This is a genomic window from Fibrobacter sp. UWB15, assembly GCF_900177705.1.
Lineage (GTDB): Bacteria > Fibrobacterota > Fibrobacteria > Fibrobacterales > Fibrobacteraceae > Fibrobacter.
Genome location: NZ_FXBA01000001.1, coordinates 452,225 through 469,684, shown reverse-complemented (window position 1 = coordinate 469,684; position 17,460 = coordinate 452,225). Strand labels below are relative to the sequence as shown.

General features: G+C 50.8%; 14 protein-coding genes. 7 read left to right on the top strand and 7 right to left on the bottom strand.

The features are described from left to right. The first annotated feature begins 68 nt into the window (after positions 1-68). From B9Y58_RS02020 to B9Y58_RS02005, 4 genes are read left to right on the top strand one after another with little or no spacing between them, the layout of a single operon-like run. Positions 69-1,253 carry a DUF1302 family protein gene (locus tag B9Y58_RS02020; protein ID WP_233247803.1) on the top strand — a complete coding sequence of 395 codons (1,185 nt, stop codon included), beginning with the start codon at positions 69-71 and terminating at the stop codon, positions 1,251-1,253. Between the two features lie 9 nt (positions 1,254-1,262). Further along, positions 1,263-1,979 carry an energy transducer TonB gene (locus tag B9Y58_RS02015; protein WP_073053819.1) on the top strand — a complete coding sequence of 239 codons (717 nt, stop codon included), beginning with the start codon at positions 1,263-1,265 and terminating at the stop codon, positions 1,977-1,979. A 38-nt stretch (positions 1,980-2,017) separates the two neighbouring features. Then, the gene (locus tag B9Y58_RS02010; RefSeq protein ID WP_073053817.1) at positions 2,018-2,599 is read left to right on the top strand and encodes a MotA/TolQ/ExbB proton channel family protein; all 582 of its coding nucleotides are present in this window, start codon (positions 2,018-2,020) and stop codon (positions 2,597-2,599) included. Beyond that, positions 2,600-2,995, top strand: a complete 396-nt coding sequence (locus tag B9Y58_RS02005) for an ExbD/TolR family protein (protein WP_072809024.1) — start codon at positions 2,600-2,602, stop codon at positions 2,993-2,995. A gap of 17 nt (positions 2,996-3,012) precedes the next feature. On the opposite strand, the gene B9Y58_RS02000 is transcribed toward B9Y58_RS02005, so the two are convergent. Continuing rightward, positions 3,013-4,014 (bottom strand): nickel/cobalt transporter, encoded by a 1,002-nt coding sequence (locus B9Y58_RS02000; protein WP_143154625.1) that lies wholly within the window; start codon positions 4,012-4,014, stop codon positions 3,013-3,015. Positions 4,015-4,269: 255 nt separating this feature from the next. Between B9Y58_RS02000 and B9Y58_RS01995 the strand changes: the two genes are divergently transcribed. The 3 genes from B9Y58_RS01995 (at position 4,270) to metF (ending at position 8,577) form a co-directional block, all read left to right on the top strand. Then, positions 4,270-6,390: a glutamine synthetase III family protein gene (locus B9Y58_RS01995; RefSeq protein ID WP_073053813.1), complete on the top strand. Its 2,121-nt coding sequence runs from the start codon at positions 4,270-4,272 to the stop codon at positions 6,388-6,390. A gap of 213 nt (positions 6,391-6,603) precedes the next feature. Next, positions 6,604-7,578, top strand: a complete 975-nt coding sequence (locus B9Y58_RS01990) for a hypothetical protein (protein ID WP_073053811.1) — start codon at positions 6,604-6,606, stop codon at positions 7,576-7,578. 111 nt (positions 7,579-7,689) lie between these two features. Beyond that, on the top strand, positions 7,690-8,577 hold the full coding sequence (metF, locus tag B9Y58_RS01985; RefSeq protein WP_073053809.1) for a methylenetetrahydrofolate reductase [NAD(P)H]: 888 nt from the start codon (positions 7,690-7,692) through the stop codon (positions 8,575-8,577). A 9-nt stretch (positions 8,578-8,586) separates the two neighbouring features. Here the strand turns inward: metF and B9Y58_RS01980 are convergent, their stop codons facing one another. The 6 genes from B9Y58_RS01980 to B9Y58_RS01955 all read right to left on the bottom strand — a co-directional run bounded on the left by B9Y58_RS01980 (position 8,587) and on the right by B9Y58_RS01955 (position 17,450). Next, a complete protein-coding gene (locus tag B9Y58_RS01980; protein WP_073053806.1) occupies positions 8,587-9,273 on the bottom strand; it encodes a hypothetical protein in 687 nt (228 codons plus the stop codon). Positions 9,274-9,310: 37 nt separating this feature from the next. Beyond that, positions 9,311-10,393: a glycosyltransferase gene (locus B9Y58_RS01975; protein WP_073053804.1), complete on the bottom strand. Its 1,083-nt coding sequence runs from the start codon at positions 10,391-10,393 to the stop codon at positions 9,311-9,313. Then, the gene (locus tag B9Y58_RS01970; RefSeq protein WP_073053803.1) at positions 10,390-12,879 is read right to left on the bottom strand and encodes an NPCBM/NEW2 domain-containing protein; all 2,490 of its coding nucleotides are present in this window, start codon (positions 12,877-12,879) and stop codon (positions 10,390-10,392) included. Before B9Y58_RS01970 ends, B9Y58_RS01975 begins: the two co-directional genes overlap by 4 nt. Before the next feature lie 101 nt (positions 12,880-12,980). Beyond that, on the bottom strand, positions 12,981-14,639 hold the full coding sequence (locus tag B9Y58_RS01965; protein WP_158278302.1) for a bifunctional diguanylate cyclase/phosphodiesterase: 1,659 nt from the start codon (positions 14,637-14,639) through the stop codon (positions 12,981-12,983). Next, the gene (locus B9Y58_RS01960) at positions 14,629-16,506 is read right to left on the bottom strand and encodes a sensor domain-containing diguanylate cyclase (protein ID WP_073053801.1); all 1,878 of its coding nucleotides are present in this window, start codon (positions 16,504-16,506) and stop codon (positions 14,629-14,631) included. The genes B9Y58_RS01965 and B9Y58_RS01960 overlap by 11 nt, the downstream gene beginning before the upstream one ends. A gap of 116 nt (positions 16,507-16,622) precedes the next feature. Next, positions 16,623-17,450 carry a Cof-type HAD-IIB family hydrolase gene (locus tag B9Y58_RS01955; RefSeq protein ID WP_073053800.1) on the bottom strand — a complete coding sequence of 276 codons (828 nt, stop codon included), beginning with the start codon at positions 17,448-17,450 and terminating at the stop codon, positions 16,623-16,625. Positions 17,451-17,460: the final 10 nt, after the last annotated feature.

Sequence of the window (17,460 nt, the reverse complement as noted above, 5' to 3'; positions counted from 1 at the left end):
AAGTGTTAATAAATACGTCATTGCGAGCGAAACGAAGTGCAGCGAAGCAATCCATTGTTGCATTTTTATTGGCGGCAGCGGTCGCGGCAATCGCCCAGGATTCCCCGTTTCAATTCAACGGGTTCGTGGACACGTATCACGCCGTGCAAACGCAGCATCCTCACGATTTTACCACGTCGCGGACGCGCCTGCGCGCAGAACTTCGCGTAGATTACGAGAACGCCTACTTGTTCACTAGCCTGAATGGCGTGCACAACAGCATTCTCGAAGACCGCACTGGAGTGCAGTTGCAAGAGGCGTATTTCAACTACCAGAACGACTTCCTTGAAATCCGTGCAGGCCGCCAGATTGTGGTGTGGGGCGTTGCCGACGGGCTTCGCGTCACCGACCTGATTTCGCCTGTAGATTACACCGAATTCATGTCGAGCGATTACGATGACATGCGCATGGCCATTGACGGTTTCCGCATCAAGTACCCCGGCGAGCGCGTGAATGCCGAAGTCGTTTACGTGCCCGTGCCGCGATACTTCCAGATGCCCATGCAAGAAGAAAACCCCTGGCGTCCTGAATTGCCCGAAAAAGCGAGCATCAATTTCCCAGAAGGTCCCGATGCCAAATTCAAGAACGGAGATTTCGGAACGCGAGTTTCGTTCTTCCTCTCGAATCTGGATTTCTCCATTTCGGCGCTTCATACGCACAACCAGTCGCCCGTTACGGTCGCAGGCTACGACCCCGTCAAGGATTCCATTGTCATCCATGGCATTCACAAATCGATGACCATGTTTGGTGGCGACCTCTCGATGCCTGTCGGCGAATTCGTGCTGCGTGCCGAAATCGCAGAATACTTTGGCGAAGCGCTCGGTTACGCAAGCAATCTCGATTACGCCCGCAAGAACACGTTCAATGCCCTCGGTGGAATCGACTGGTACGCCGGCGACAACTGGACTTTCATGGTGCAGTATTTACACAAATATATCGCCGACTATTCGCACAACTTGGCTGCCGAAAAGAATTCCTCCGAAATGACCTTCCGCGTTTCAAAGGAACTGCTGAACAACACGCTCAAGTTCTCGCTCTACGGAATGTTCGATATAGACAACCTCGCTTATTACGCTCGCATTTCGGGCGATTACTCCGTCACCGACCAGGTAATGATTTCGCTCGGCTACGACCACTTCGGCGGCAAGCGCGGACAACTCGCAGGCTACGACAAAAATCGCGAAATCTGGGCGAAAGCGAAATACTACTTCTAATAAGATCTAATGAATTTTGAAATTGAACCGACATCGCGCCCGCGCAATCCCTATTCTGCATTCACGATGCGGCGCGTGTTTTGCGTCGGCATTGTTGTTGCCGTCTTGCTGCATGCGGGCTTTTACGCCTGGGGATTCTTAAAGCGGACGCAGGTGGTTACCACCCGCGAAGATGCCGAGGTGATTCATGTGGAGCGTTTGCTCTTGCAGCCGCCTCCGCCACCGCCTGAAGTCAAGAAAATCGTGAAGAAGGTGGTTCGCGCGAAAATTATTCCGAACATCGTACAAGATACCGTTCCGGAATCTGAACCCGAGCCAGAGCCGGAACCGATTGTGGTTACGGATGCCGAAACCGTTGTCGAAGCGCCTCCTGAACCTGTGGCACCGCCCCCGCCGCCACCTCCACCGCCGAAGCCATCGAAGGATTCGCTGATGAAGGTGACGAAAGCCTACCTTATCGGGCTTTCCAAGGCGTTCGAAAAGCAGAAGGACTACCCCGCTACGGCCCGCCGCTTAAAGCAGGAAGGCACCGTGCGCGTGCAGTTCACGGTTGCAAAAGACGGAAGCATCAGCGGAGCGGTTGTGGCAAAGCCCTGTCCGTATTCTTCACTGAACGAAAGCGCGCTTGCCGCCGTGCAAGCCGTGCCAAAGTTCGACCCGATTCCAGCGGTACTCGGCAAGGACACCTGGAAAATGGAGATTCCAATCAAGTATAACCTTCACTAATAAAGGAGATTCCCGGTCAAGCCGGGAATGACAAAACAATGAACTACATCTTAGATTTTATTCAACAGGGCGGCGTTATCGCCTACGTACTCGTGGCGATGAATTTCATCGGCTATTCCATCATCGTATGGAAAATCATTTCGCTGATTCTCTTTAACAGGAGCATCCGCAAGCGCCTTCCTTCCAAAATTCTGCACCGCGTGGTGAGCCACAATACCGACCACCACATCATCATGGAAAGCATCCGCACCGAAATCGCACTCGCTTTCTCGCCGTTGCAAAAGGGAATGACCACGATTGAAAATATCGCAAGCATTTCTCCGTTACTCGGCCTTTTGGGCACCGTGTTCGGCATATTCAACGCCTTCAGCGTCATCGCCGTTTCGGGCCTTTCTGACGCGGGCGCATTCGCAACAGGCATCAAACTCGCCCTCATTACGACAGTGATTGGCCTCGTGGTCGCCATTCCGCACGTTATCGCGTTCAACTACTTGAACGCAAGCATGGAATCGGAGCAGGACAACGTGGAAAACGATGTGCTTTTGCAGCTGGGCCGCATTCTCAAGGAAAAAGACCACATCCGTTCTCAGAGCGCCGATTCCGCAAACGAGGATGCATAAATGGCCAAGCGCACACGCCGAATCCGCCCCGACATGACGCCGCTCATCGACTGCGTCTTCTTGCTACTCGTATTCTTCTTGGTAACCTCCGTCTTCAAGCAAGACGAATCGGTGCTCAAGCTGATTCTGCCCGAAACTCAGACCGAAACCAAGCGCGACACGCCCGAGGGCCTGTACATTGAACTTTCCGAGACGGAGCTCGCCTTTAACGGCCAGCGCGGCACACCCGACGAACTCCGCGAAAAGGCCGCGACGGTGCAGAATAAGAAATCCCCTGTCGCCATCAAGATCGACAAGGGGACCACTTACGAACGCATCGCCGTCATCCTCGATATTTTACAGGTGCAAAAGCTGTACAATATCCAGCTGATTAACGAGATGGAAAGCGCGGAATAAGGCCGCTTGCGGCGTCGCTACACGCGGCCCGCGAACTGGTTCGTAAACAACAACAGCCCCGAAATAAAGATTATAACACCGCCTGCGAGAGTCACGACGGTGTATATTTTTGTCGCAATACGGGTATGGGCACTTCCCTTGTCAATTCCCTTGCGGAATGCAACTGCCGCAATACCGAAAGCCACATTCGTAATCGTCATGCCGACGCAAATGACAAGCGCTCCCAAGAGCGACAGCGCCACCATGGAATTCAGCAGGCAGAAGAGAACAATCAACGCCACAGCCGGGCAAGGTACGATTCCCGTAACGGCGGCAACGCCCAAGATTTCACGCCAGCGGGCAACCGGAGGCAATTTAGATTCCGCGACAGCACCTTCCGCAGACTCAAGCCGAGCGGAACATCCACAGCCCTTGTGCGACTTGAACACGTCGCGAATCGCAAGCACCACGAGCAACACACCCGTGAGCATAATGAGCGCATAGCTCGCCCGTTCGATTCCGATGCGGCCCGTCTCGAACGCCGTAAACACGGTCGCCTTGAAAATCGCGTACAAAATAAGCAGCAAGACAACCGCACTCATCGTATGCGTCACGGTAATGCCTGCGCCAAGCGCAACACCCTGCCGCCAGCGCCCCCGACGCGCAATAAAGTAACCTACCACAATCGACTTGCCATGCCCCGGGCCAAGCGCATGTAGCATGCCGTACACAAGGCAAATCGCAAGGAACTTCCAGATAGCATTCCAGTCGCCGCTTTTCATCGCCGAAATCGCCGCCGTCAACTTTTCGCGAAGAACCTTCTGTTCCTGCGCAATCACCGTATAAAATGAACGTGTTTTTCCCGCCGGTTTTTCAGGCACCGCAGCTACAGATTTCGCAACAGCAGTTTCCGCGGCAGCCTCCGGCACAGCAGACGCACCTTCAGCAGGCGCCACCATTTCCGTTGCAGCCGGAGCTTCGCCCCCACCCACGTCAAAACGTTTCTTCTTGACAGCCGCCGAAGCCGCCATTGCAAGCATAAAAACCAGAATACAAACAAGCAACTTATTCAATGGAAATCCTTTTTTATATAAGATAAAAAATTTCAAGCGATTTTCGAAACTTTTTACATTTTACAAAAAACGTAAGATTACAATCTATTTTTCAAATTTTGGAAAGCTCCGAATTTTTGTAACAGCTTTAAATTTGCGATTTTGTAACGAATTCGCCAATTTTTGATTTTGGCACGCGTTTTGCTTTTATGGCACCGAAAACAAAATTCATAGGAGATTGCCATGAGCAACGAATACAGATTAAAAGCTATCAAGGAAATCGCCAGCGAAAACGCCGGCGCCAACCTCCCCGCAGCACCCGCAAACATCGACTTCTACGGCGAAGACGTATTCAACGCCGAGGCCATGCGCGCATATCTTCCCAAGGACATTTGCAAGAAGCTCTTCGCCACCATCGATGGCGGCGCACCGCTTGACCCAAGCATCGCCGGCGAAGTCGCCCACGCCATGAAGAAGTGGGCTATCGACCGCGGCGCCACCCACTTTACGCACTGGTTCCAGCCCCTTACCGGTTCCACCGCCGAAAAGCATGACTCCTTCCTCGAACCCGAAGACGGCAAGGCCATCATGGCCTTCAGCGGCAAGAACTTGATTGTTGGCGAACCCGACGCGTCCAGTTTCCCGAGCGGCGGCCTGCGTTCCACCTTCGAAGCCCGCGGCTACACCGCCTGGGACCCGACCTCTCCGGCATTCATCAAGCGCCACGGCAACGGTGCCACCCTCTGCATCCCGACCGCATTTTGTAGCTATACCGGCGAAGCCTTGGACAAGAAGACTCCGCTCCTCCGTTCCATTCAGGCTCTCCAGAAGTCCGCCGACCGCCTCATGGGTCTCTTCGGCGTCGCCCAGCAGAAAGTCACCGTCACGCTCGGTGCCGAACAGGAATATTTCTTGATTGACAAGCGTTTCTACCTGCAGCGCCCCGACCTGTACCAGGCCGGTCGCACGCTGTTTGGAGCCGCTCCGGCAAAGCACCAGCAGATGGAAGACCACTACTTCGGTAGCATTCCGGCACGCATCATCAACTTCATGAACGATGTGGAAAAGGAACTTTGGAAGCTCGGCATTCCGGCCAAGACCCGCCACAACGAAGTCGCCCCGGCCCAGTTCGAACTTGCCCCGATGTTCGAAGAAGTAAACCTCGCCTGCGACCACAACATGCAGATTATGGAAGTGCTCCGCCAGGTTGCCGACCGCCACGGCCTCGTTTGCCTGCTGCACGAAAAGCCGTTCGCCGGCATCAACGGTTCCGGTAAGCACAACAACTGGTCCGTAAACTACGGCAAGACGAACCTCTTGAACCCGGGCAAGGACCCGCACCAGAACGCCATCTTCCTCACCACGCTCTGCGCCGTCATCTATGCTGTCGACACCCACGCCGACTTGCTCCGTATGGCAGTCGCTAGCGCCGGTAACGACCACCGTCTCGGTGCCAACGAAGCTCCTCCGGCAATCATCTCCATGTACCTCGGCGACCAGCTCGCCGACGTCATCGACCAACTCGAAAAGGGCGATCCGAAGTCCAGCAAGCAGGCCGGCGCCCTCAAGCTCGGTTCTGACACGCTTCCGCCGCTCCCGCGCGACGCTACCGACCGTAACCGTACATCGCCCTTCGCCTTCACTGGCAACAAGTTCGAATTCCGCGCTCCGGGTTCTAGCCAGAGTTGCTCTGAGCCGAACGTTATCCTCAACACCATCGTTGCCGAAGCCTTCGACCTCATCGCCGACAAGCTGCAGAGCGTTCCGGCCGACAAGTTCCACGAAGATCTGCAGAACCTGTTGCAGAAAATCGTGAAGGAACACAAGCGCGTCATCTTCAACGGCAACGGCTACACCGACGAATGGGTCGAAGAAGCTGCCAAGCGCGGCCTCCCGAACATCCGCACCACCATGGAAGCCCTCCAGGCTCTCAACAAGAAGGAAAATGTGGCCCTGTTCGAAAAGTACGGCGTGTTCAACAAGCGCGAACTCGACTCCCGTTACGAAGTTAACATGGAAGATTACCACAAGAAGATTCACATCGAAGGCAAGATCGCTTTCGACATCGCGAAGAACGTGGTGCTTCCGCAGGTGCTTTGCGCCTACAGCAACGCCCTCAAGACCAACGAAATGGCCAAGACCCAGGGCTTCTACGCTGTTGACGGTTACGCTCGCGAACTCGGCGACAAGCTCAAGGAACTCGAAGCCGCTGTTGCTCAGATGGAAGCCGCTCTCGGCGACAAGCACGAAGCAATCCTCGACGCAATGGCAAACCTCCGCATTATCGTCGACAAGATCGAAAGCATCGTCCCCGACGAAAAGTGGCCGCTGCCGAAGTACCGCGAGATGTTGTTTATCTATTGATAAACAACATCGGCCACGCGTCAAAGGTGCGTGGCCAAATGCCAATTTATTTACTAATCAAAAGTGTCATCCTGAGCGAAGAGGCGAAGCCTCGTAGTCGAAGGATCTCTACTCACACTTCATATCCTGAACCTCAAAAATGCAATTCGTCGGCCTCGCGCCGGCGGATTGCTTTTTACATGATCCATCAATAAATAAACTATATTAGTCGCCATGGAAGCCGCCACGAAAATCCGACTTTTTCCGAAACTCATTCTTTCGGTTTTATTTTGCACGTCTCTGATTTTCGCCGAAACAGCCGATAGCGATTCCCTGCTATTCGAGAAAGAACACAAGCTTTCCATTGTCGGGATTATCCTCCCCCACAATTCCCTGAAGAACTCGGAAACGTTGCACAGTTGGCCTTTCTTTGCATTCCCCGCTCCCGCTTGGCTATCGAATTACAAGTGGCAAAAACCAGGCAAACTCGCCACCATCAAAGGTTCTGCCGTCGGCGAAGCGAACTTTGCCGGATTGGGGCTAAAGCTAGATGTTTCCGTGGAACTGATCCACCTGCTGGAACTTGGCATTCAGGCGAACGGAGGGACAGCCCTCAACTACGGAAAGACTTCTACCTTCATGGGCGTCTACGACGCAGAAGAACGCAACTACCATCAAGACATTATCTTTACAGAATATGCCTATGGCTTTACCTACAAATCGTCCTTGACGCTCCCCCTATTGGTTTTACTCCCCAAAAGCAAATGGACAAAAATCATCTTGAAACTTTCGGGGGAATACGCCTACTCCGCCTACACCGGCGCCGACGACGGCGAAGTCTGGAAAGCGGGCAACGGCAACATGGTGAACGGCTTCCATTACAAATGCGGGGGCACCTTAATCTACATGACGCCCTTTAAGCGATTCCCCATGGCCATGCTGGCGGCTAACGTGAGCGGATACAAGCATGCCTACGATTTTGCCCACGTCTACAAGGATTACAATCCCGCATTCAAGACAGTAAGTATCGTGCCCATGCTTTCGTTCAAGCTCAACGAAACCTGGAACGGAACGCTCATGGCCGCCATATCGAGAGACCGACGCTATGAGCAGGACCATTACGAAGCTAACGAAGAACTCTTGCAAAAACAAGTCGGCGCGGAATGGGATCTTCGCACCATCATGTGCATTTTCACGAGAAAATTCTAAATCAATCCTATTTTAGTATTGCCATATTACTAGAAACTTTATATATTTATGCATATATTCAAATTTTTGCATAAACCAAGGGTGCCGGTTCGACCCGCCCACGGAGAGATTATGAAGATTGTAGACATTCTGAAGCAAGACAAGATGAGCCTTTCGTTCGAAGTGTTCCCGCCTAAAAAAGAGACGAGCTTCGAAAGCGTCAAGGCGGCAACCGAATCGATTGCAGCCCTTGGTCCCGCCTTCATGAGCGTTACCTATGGTGCAGGCGGTGGCGTAAGCCACTTCACTCTTGATATTGCCAAAAACCTCAAGCAAAAGTTCGGCATTCCGATGCTCGCCCACCTGACCTGCGTTTCTAGCAGCAAGGAAACCGTGCACCAGCGCATCGAAGATATGAAAGCCGCAGGCATCAAGAACGTCATGGCTCTCCGCGGCGACTTGACCCCGGAACTCATAGAAAAGGGCCGCGACAACTGCGACTACCACTATGCCGTCGAGCTCATCCGCGATCTCAAGGCAGCCGACGCCGATTTCTGCATTGGTGCCGCTTGCTACCCCGAAAAGCACCCCGAAAGTGCAAACCAGGCCGAAGACATCCAGCACCTTAAAGAAAAGGTCGATGCCGGTGCAGATTTCTTGACCACGCAGATGGTGTTCGACAACAACCTGTTCTTCAGCTTCCTCTACAAGCTGCGCGATGCAGGCGTCAATTGCCCGGTGCTCCCCGGCATTATGCCGATTACGAACGCGAACCAGGTGGAACGTGCTATCAAACTTTCCGGTTCATTCATGCCGCAGCGCTTCAAGTCGCTGGTCGACAAGTTCGGTAGCGATCCCGAAGCCATGAAGCAGGCCGGCATCATTTACGCAAGTGATCAGATTATTGACCTGTACGCCAACGGCATCACGAACGTTCACGTGTATTCCATGAACAAGCCTGATGTCGCAGAAGGCATTCTCAAGAATGTTTCTGCGATTCTCGGAAAGAACTTCAAATAAGTTCCGACTTTACCTTTTAATCAATCTGAAGATCCCCTGCTTATTGTATTCAGGGGATTCTTTTGGAAATGGATTCTTCGCTTCTTGGCGAAGCACATAGTGGACGCCTTCGCCCAAATCCACTTCGGAGCCGGACTTGGCAGGAACGCCATCGCCGAACAGACTGTCGGCAGCCATGAGCAACGCTTCCTGCGGATCTTCGGCCGAAGCCGCAATACACAAATCCGGAAGCATGAAGGTCGCAAGGCCCAGCGTATAAATCGTCTCACCGGCTTCTACGAAGTTTATCCACGGATCCATCGGGTATTCACTGTCGCCCAATTCTTCGCGGAACCCCGCATCGGTCCAAGCCGCACCACATTGCTGCATGTACACGCCCAAGGCTCCGGCGTTGAACACCTTGAGAATCGCCATGTTCACCTGGGTCACTTCTTCGATATTCTTGACTTCGCCAAGCAAGAACAGCAGAGACTTGTGCGCTTCAATTGCCGCAGCAGCATCTGCAGAAATGTCCTGATGTTCCTTAAAAATGTCAGCAAGACCAGCCACACGTTCCTTACGGATGACCTTGAACATCACGCTGCATCCGGGAACAATCACCGACTGTGCGTCAGCGGCCAGCGTTACGGTTTCAGTCAAGGCGAGAGGTTCGCCAACATCTTTAGTCAAAGGGAATGCGAGAATAAATTGAGGCATAAATAGTTGAAAATAGACAGTGGTTAGTGGTTAGTGGTTAGTGGTTAGAGATCAACTCACAAATAGCATTTTTCAAAAGATTGTTTTCACTTGGTTTTGGGAGGGCGACGCGGGCTTTTTCACTAATCGTTGCAAGCAGGGTTTCCGTCGAAAACTTCGATTCATCGATAGTCGCGGCAAACCCTTCGCGGGCAAGGTCGCGGCCTAGAATCACCTGTTCATACTGTCCGGGTGTCGGCACAAAAATACAACGGGCTCCGAGTACAGCCATATCCATCACCGTACTGTAACCGCCGCGGGATACCACCCACTGGGCTCCACGAATGACTTCAGCAAATTCTCTATCGGGCAAATGAGTATGGAAATCGATATTCCCTTCGCTCCAGGATTTCACGCCTAGAATAGGCTTACCCAAAATAATGGCATGACGCCCAGGAACTTTGGCAAGCTCCTTGCGCAGCAACGATTCAAAGCGACTCCGCGCCGGTTCCACACCCGAGATTACAGCCACGAACTTGTAAGTCCGCGGAACATCAGTCCCTAGATTATTTTCAAAACGGGACAACGCCCCCACATACTTTACCGGCACCGGAGAATGTTTTACATGCGAAAGCCCCGCCGCATACCCCGGAAAATCAGGCAAGTCCGGCACCCAGACTTCATCGAAGTGCTTCATGACCGAAGCATGCCAAAGCATACCTAGAGGTTCAAAAGCCGAAAGCACCTTCGGGAATGCGATACGACGCTGATGCGTCATGTAAATGGATTTTGCATGGCGGCTATAGAATCCGAAACGATTGTCGGACACAAGGACATCGTAATGGTAGCGTTCCACCATTTCTTCGGCAAAGCGATGCTCGTAATTCATCACCGTCCGCAAGTGGACACCATTCTTAGCCAGCCACAGTCCCATGTTATAGCCGTGCTTAGGGTAAACGATATTGTAGGACGGCGCCAGACGCTGACGAAGTTCCTGGAAGAATCCTCGCAGCAAGGTGGCGTTCGAACGCACCACAGCCAGTTCCACCTCTGCACCTTGTTTCAGGAATTCACGAACCACGGGCACGCAACGGGTTGCATGCCCCAGCCCCCAATCCAAAGGTGCTACAAGGACTTTCAATGATTAGCCTCCAGCCAGGCATTCGCCCAGTCTCCGTGGTCGTAATCCTTATCGTGCTTATCGCCTTCATCTAGGCGCAATTCCAAGATGCGCACACCACTGACGTCAACAGATATTCTCTGCTTTTCGGTGGAATACATGCGCTTGCTGCGGAAGAGTTCCCGATCATCGCCCAGCACAATAAAGGAGACTCCATCGCCGCCCACACTTTCGTCATCAAGACCGATGGTGGCATAGAAGGTATCAAAAGCCCGAGGCAACTGGAACTTCATAAACGAAGGAGCGTGTGACCCGATTCCGTAACGGAAGATTTCCTTGTCAATCGTAATCTTATGATGTTCTACCGAAGCGTTCTTCTGGGGCTGTCCCCAAGCCTGTTCAAAGCTTTCCATCTTCAGTTCAGAAAGCAGCAACACCTCAGGCGATTTCACAAAGAAATCCTTCACAAGCTTAAGGGTATCTGCATCGGGCATGACACATTCGAAAGTCACGCGGTTCATGCCAGCCTTAATCTTGGTCGAATCCAGCAGCAACGTATCCGACGGCAACGAAAGCATCAGTTCTTCCTGCAATTCCCCATTCAAGGAATAAGAATAAGTAATCGTTTCGGGGAAACGCTTGTTCACGATCATGGCATTATTTTCCATATCGCTCACAAAGAAATTCTGCAAGTAGGTAGACACGCCCTTTTTGGCCGAAATCTTGTAAATCGCCAAAGGATAGCCAAAGAGTTTCGGTTCAATCAAAACACGTTCGCTCTTGTAGTCGTTCAAGATTTCGTCCACCTGGTCAGTCGTCTTGAAACCCACCACACGGGACTTACGGTTGAGTTCGCCATAGCCGTCCTGACCGCGCACCATGTAAATGTTTCCGCCCGACACCTGCTGCCACTTGGCAAAGGTTTCGTTATCCCAACTCATAAAGGAGCGTTCACTGAACGAACTGTGTCCCGAAGCAAGCATCTGCCAAGGGCGAGCATAAATAAAGATGGAATTTTTCGGGTAGCTTTCAAGAGCCTTGTCGAGGTAGTCTTCTTCGCCCAGCAACTTATTCTTGTAATAGAGCATATTGTGGCGGTAGCTATCCCCATGGTAAATCATGAGGCCCACCGAAAGAGCTACCGAAACCGCGAGGATAATCTTTCCAGCCGCCTCAGGCTTCATCTTCGTGGTAAACGCTAGCGCATCATATAGGCCGAGCGCCATAATCAGGGCAAAAAGCGGAAGCGCCACCAGCACGTAACGCTGGTTAATATCGATAGTGAACGTACCCGACACATTCAAAAGAATCACAAAGATCTGCAGGCAGAACAGAACGCCAAGCAAGGCACCGCGCCAATAGCGGCGAGAATAAATCAGGCGGAATAATAGCCAGACCGTAGAGACAAGCAGAATAATCGTAAAAGTCGTATAGAAGGGATTCTGCATAATGCCGCCAAAAGACGGATCCTGGTCTAGATTCATCATCACTTCTATATTCGTCTTCAAGTTGAACCAGAAATTTTCTAGCGAATGGGCTGCGTGTTCCCCACCCTGGAAATCGTAGCCACGGTAAGCCGCCATCGTATTCACCGAGGGCCAGCTCACGGCAATCACAGCCGCCACAAACAGCGGAAGCCTGTGAGCCTTTTCAAAGAAATACTTGTAATAGTAAAGAGCGAACGGAATAAAGGCAAACACCGTTTCCTGCCTAGTCTGGGCAAAAAAACCAAGCAGCGGCACCGTAAGCAAGAAATGTTTCCAGTTCACCTTGTTTGCCGGCACAAAGGCATACCACGCCATAAGGACAGCAAGCAGGAATATATACAGCACTTCGGTAGATGCCGAACGGGCCTGCAAAAGGTAAATCGGCATGCCGCCCAAGAAGGCCGTCGCAGCTAGAGCCGCCCATTCATTCTTGAACCACTTGGAAAGCGCAAAGAAAAAGAACAGAAGGCTCAGCAAGTAGAACGGAAAGTTGACCAACAGGGCTGTATCGCGGTTGGGTTCCATAAAGTTGAACACCAAGGAATACACAAATCCGAGAGCTTTGCCCTTGAAGTTATTCACTTCGGTTTTGCAATCCAGCACACCATCGGTCCATACACCCTCGTTACAGATTCCGCCCGTATGCTGAAAATACATCTGGAGTCCCATGGACTCCCAGCTCGTTTCGTCACTCAAAACACGGTGCGTATTGCTGATGTTCCCGAACATGAATACCGAAAACACAAGCGCAATGCCAGCAAAGGCACAAATACTTTTACCCGAAGGCTTAAAGCCCTTCCACCCTTGCGCAATGACTGGAATGTTGACCAACACACCCACAATCAGCAGAATGAAAGTCAAAAGGATGGAGTAGTAACCCCAATCGATATCCCAACGCCTAGCGTAAGAAACGGTCAAATTATTGAAAATAAGGAACGCGACTACCAGAACGGCAAGCGTAATTCCAATTACAGCAAAATGCCTGCGGCCAATGCCCAGACGTTCAAGAATATTCTTCATGCCGTAAATATAACTAATAATTACCAGTTACTAGTTATTAGTGAGTAGCGTGAAATGTGTATTAATAGCACATTACACATTCCACATTGTGCCGCAGACACCTACACATTCACGTACTTGGCCATGAACTCGTCAACCGGCAGCGGTTTCGAGTAGTAGAACCCCTGCAGGCTCTTGACCTTGAATCGCAGCAGGAATTCTCGCATTTCGGGCGTTTCGATACCTTCTGCAGTTACCGACGACGAGAAAGAATCCGCCAGTTCCGAAATAAAACGAACAGTCTTCTGGTCAGAAGTATCCTGTTCGATATTCATGACAAAGCTGCGGTCGATTTTCACCGTAGTCACCGGCAGTTCACGCAACACGCCAATAGAGCTGAAGCCGGTACCGAAGTCATCGAGCGCCACCTTGACACCCTTATTGCGCAGCCGCGTAAAGATGTCTTTAAGAAGAGCCATGTCCAAAAGGCGGCAACGCTCCGTAATTTCCAGGCACAGGTTCTGCGGCGGGAACGATTCCTCTTCCAGAATAGAAAGCACGTTCTCGACAAAGTCAGGCTTTTCTAGCTGCGTGTACGAAAGGTTCACGTTGATTACAAACCCCGGGTACGATTCAAGGATTACTTTTGCATCCTTGATTGCAGTCCTTAGAATCCACTTACCCAGTTCCGGGAACAAATTATCTTGTTCCAAAATATCGACAAATTCTACCGGAGGTACAACGCCGTACTCCTCATTTTTCCAACGGATCAAAGCCTCGGCGCCAATAATCTTTTCGCTGTTGGCGTCCACAATCGGCTGGTAGCACAAGTAGAACCCATCGCAATGATTCACGATGCTATTGCGAATCACATTGATACGCTCGATGGCGAAACGCTTGTCGTCGTTTACGTCGTTCTTAAGAATATACAACTCACCCAAGTGATTATTCTTGGATTCGTAATAGGCAAAGCGCAGGCAAGAATAAACGGTTTCTACGCTGACATCGAATTTTTCGAGGTTGATGGCTCCTGCGACAAACGAAAGAACTACGCGAGTTCCATCCACATTAAAATCATGAAGGGAATTGTACTGGATACGTTTGTACAGTTTTTTCAGGTCTTCAACAGAGGCTTTCTGGCAGACAATAGCAAACTTGGTTCCATCCATTCGGTACCAATCACCCAGGCCATGGGCCTCGACCTTGATCATCTTTGAAAATTCCTGGAGCACGCGGTTTCCGAACGTGTAGCCGTAAATTTCATTCAGACGAGAAAAATCATTAATGCCCAAAATCATCACCTGCAGGCTTTTACCACGCCAACTCGTCGACTGCATGTCTTCCAAAAAACCATAAAGGCTTCTCATGTTGGAAACATCGTCATAATAGCTTAGGGTGTCATTGTTCTTGATCATTCCGCCAAAGTAGTTCGGGTTTCCGTGTTCGTCACGGAGCAGAACACCTCGACAGGTGCAAACAATGTAGCGGCCACTTTTTGTCAACACGCGATACTGAAGATTATGTTCGTTCATCTGGCCGGACATGACCTTGTCAATATTTTCTTTATAGGCGGCGCGATCATCCGGGTGGATTTTTTCCATCCAGGCATAAGCTACCCCCTGCATATATTCGTCAGGTAAGCCAAAATAGTGAACAGCCTCTTTAGACCAGCGGGTCCAATCTGTTCTCATATCGGTAACATAGATGTATGCCCCATTCGCAAGTACCGAAAAAGCCTCATACAAGGAATCAATTTTCGCTTTGACAACGCTATCCATCATTTTCTCCTTCAGACACCACAACGCAGTTCTTGCCGTTTTTCTTGGCTCTATAAAGAGCCTTGTCAACGCGAACGATTGCGGCATCAGCGCTTTCGCCCTTCCGAAGTTCAATTACACCTGCACTCACGGAACGACGTCCAGCTTTTTCAAATGTAATATCATTGAACGCGACACGCACCCTATCAGCAAAATCTATAGCCGTTTTTAACGAAGAATCCTGCAAAAGCACCATGAATTCTTCACCACCCCAACGGCCAATGGGAGATTTTACATTCAGAATCACAGGAACAGGCTGTAAAGAGTCTCCACCATGAAGTTCGTATTCCTTTGCACACATCCCCTCAAAATCAGTCATATTAAAGCCAGCCGCATCGACCCCGGATAATCCGGTTTCATCGGCAACTCTTCTCAAAAGACGGCTGATTTCTTGAATAACGTTATCACCTTCCTTGTGGCCCCAGGTATCGTTAATTTGTTTAAAATTGTCGATATCGAACATTACAAGGCAGGCAGGTCGTCCTGACGTCACGCACTGGGTAATTCGGCGTTGAATTTCGCCACGGTTAAACACCTCCGCCAAGGAATCCGTAATAGAGGTCAACTGCAGTTTCGCGTAAGTTTCGGCTTGCTCCTGTGCCGTCACATCGATAAAAGTCGCCAGACGGTTAATCATGGAAACCTTGCCCGAGAACGCCTCCTCGGGCATTTCGAAATCATAACGTTCCCCACCCTTGCCTTCGCGCATTCCTGCAATCACAAGAGTCGCATTGTGCTGGTTCACGCAACAGCCCGTGCGCAAGAATTCGCTAGAGGAATAAAAACCCGAAGTAAACGCAATGCTCTGCAGCGGGAGCGTTTCACTACTGATTTCTTCTTTGCCCCAAAAGATTCGACGTACTACACAAGAAAACGCCTTGATTATTTCAGGGCTAAACACCCCTATATTACGGCCGTCTTTTCGGACACTTGCAAGAATTGTCCACGGGTCGCCATAAGCAAGGCGCACCTTCACGCCTTCTTCGATATCCGACGACATGACTACGGAACCATCTTCGTTACAGGCTACCGGCGCACGCATGATGTCAATTCCATTGCGCTTGTAGAACAACGGGAATTCCAGCGTGTTGTAAATGAAGTGTTCGTCATTCTGGATATTCAAATAGCGGTGATAGACTTCATAAGCGGGCTCGCCATTCAGTTCATACAGCACCGGCCCCTTCGCTTTTGTCACCACAAATTCACGGCCAAGGGGTTTCCAGCCAATCACATGGGTGGTATAGACAAAGAAGTCTTCACCTCCCATCAAAAGTACTAGGACACCCTTTCCTGAATACCCGCCCACATTCGAAAACACGCATGTTTCCGTACTTGTCAGACTCGGATTAATGGCGCCACCGCCAAAAATCGCAATCGAGGGGTCCACATCCTTGAACGCATCGCAAAACGGTGTCATAGAAACACCAAGAGTCGTCAGCTGCAGTTCAACCGCCTTCACCCACGGATTCGCCTTGATTTCTTCTTTAATACTGCCAACCACATCAACGGCATTGTCCGCATCCATCGTATACTGCAGCAATTTTAGCTGAGTCGTAGGATATTCAAAAATCGTACAGACAACGGAAATTTCGGCATTTGATATATGCCCATCCACAATGTTGCCAGCCGTGGAACAACCCATGTAAATGGAATCCGGAAAATTCTGCGAAATGACGTCACAAACCAGGTCTATCTGCCCACGATCCATGGAGTTCGAATAAATCTGGAATACCACATGAGAAAACACTCGTGATTTACACCAGAGACTAATCTTGTCAAGGTCGCGTTTTAACGTAGTGATACTGTGGTAATCGAACTGGAATTGTTTCATGTCTCTGAGATATCCCTATAATATGTATCAATATAGAAGATACTACAAAGAAGTGCATTACGTTCGAAAAAAGTTACCCTATTTATTCCAAATTGGAATATTTGTGGTAAAAGTGACTAAATCACGAATTTTTGGATAATTTCGGCAATTCCACCGTGGTTGTTGTCCGCTTTTGTGACATAGTCGGCCACCGATTTAGCCACATCGGAAGCGTTCGCCATGGCAATTCCTACACCTGCGGCCTCGATCATGGGGCAGTCGTTTTCTTCGTCGCCCACGGCGATGGTATCCGAAAGCGGGACCTTGTAAAAATCGGCCATAAAACGCACCGCATCGCCCTTGTTGGACTGCATGTGCGAAAATTCGAGCATTTCGGGCTTGCTGAACACGTCAAAGAGCTTGCCCGCCGTGGTCTTGCGCATCTCGGCGCGAAAATCGAGCAGGCTATCGTGATTAAACGGCGTAATGATATTCACCTTGATGGGAGGCTTTACCACCACATTGATAAAATCACCGTAGTAGTCGCGAATATCCTTGACAACCACGTAGTCCATCTTCATCAGCCGGCAATACGTCTTGAGTTGTTCCGTCTCGTATTCCGAGACAACGAGGTCGCCCGAGTACGTGTGCGCGTGCATGCCCGCCTTGTGGGCCGCATCCATAATGAATTTGACCGATTCTACCGGAATGTAGCGCGTCAGAATGGACTGTTCGGTGGAGTAATCGTAAATGAGCCCGCCGTTGAAACTCACCAGGAAAAAGCCCGGCTTGTCGAAGCCGTACCTTTGCGCCAGTTGCTTGGCGCTCGTGAGCGGACGCCCGGTGCAGAGCACCAACTTGTGCCCGCGTGCAAGCATTCCCTCGATGGCTTTCATGTCCACATCGAGAATCCGCTTGTCGTCGGTCAGGAGCGTACCGTCAAGATCAGTGAAAAAGAGTTTCATAGTTCAAAAT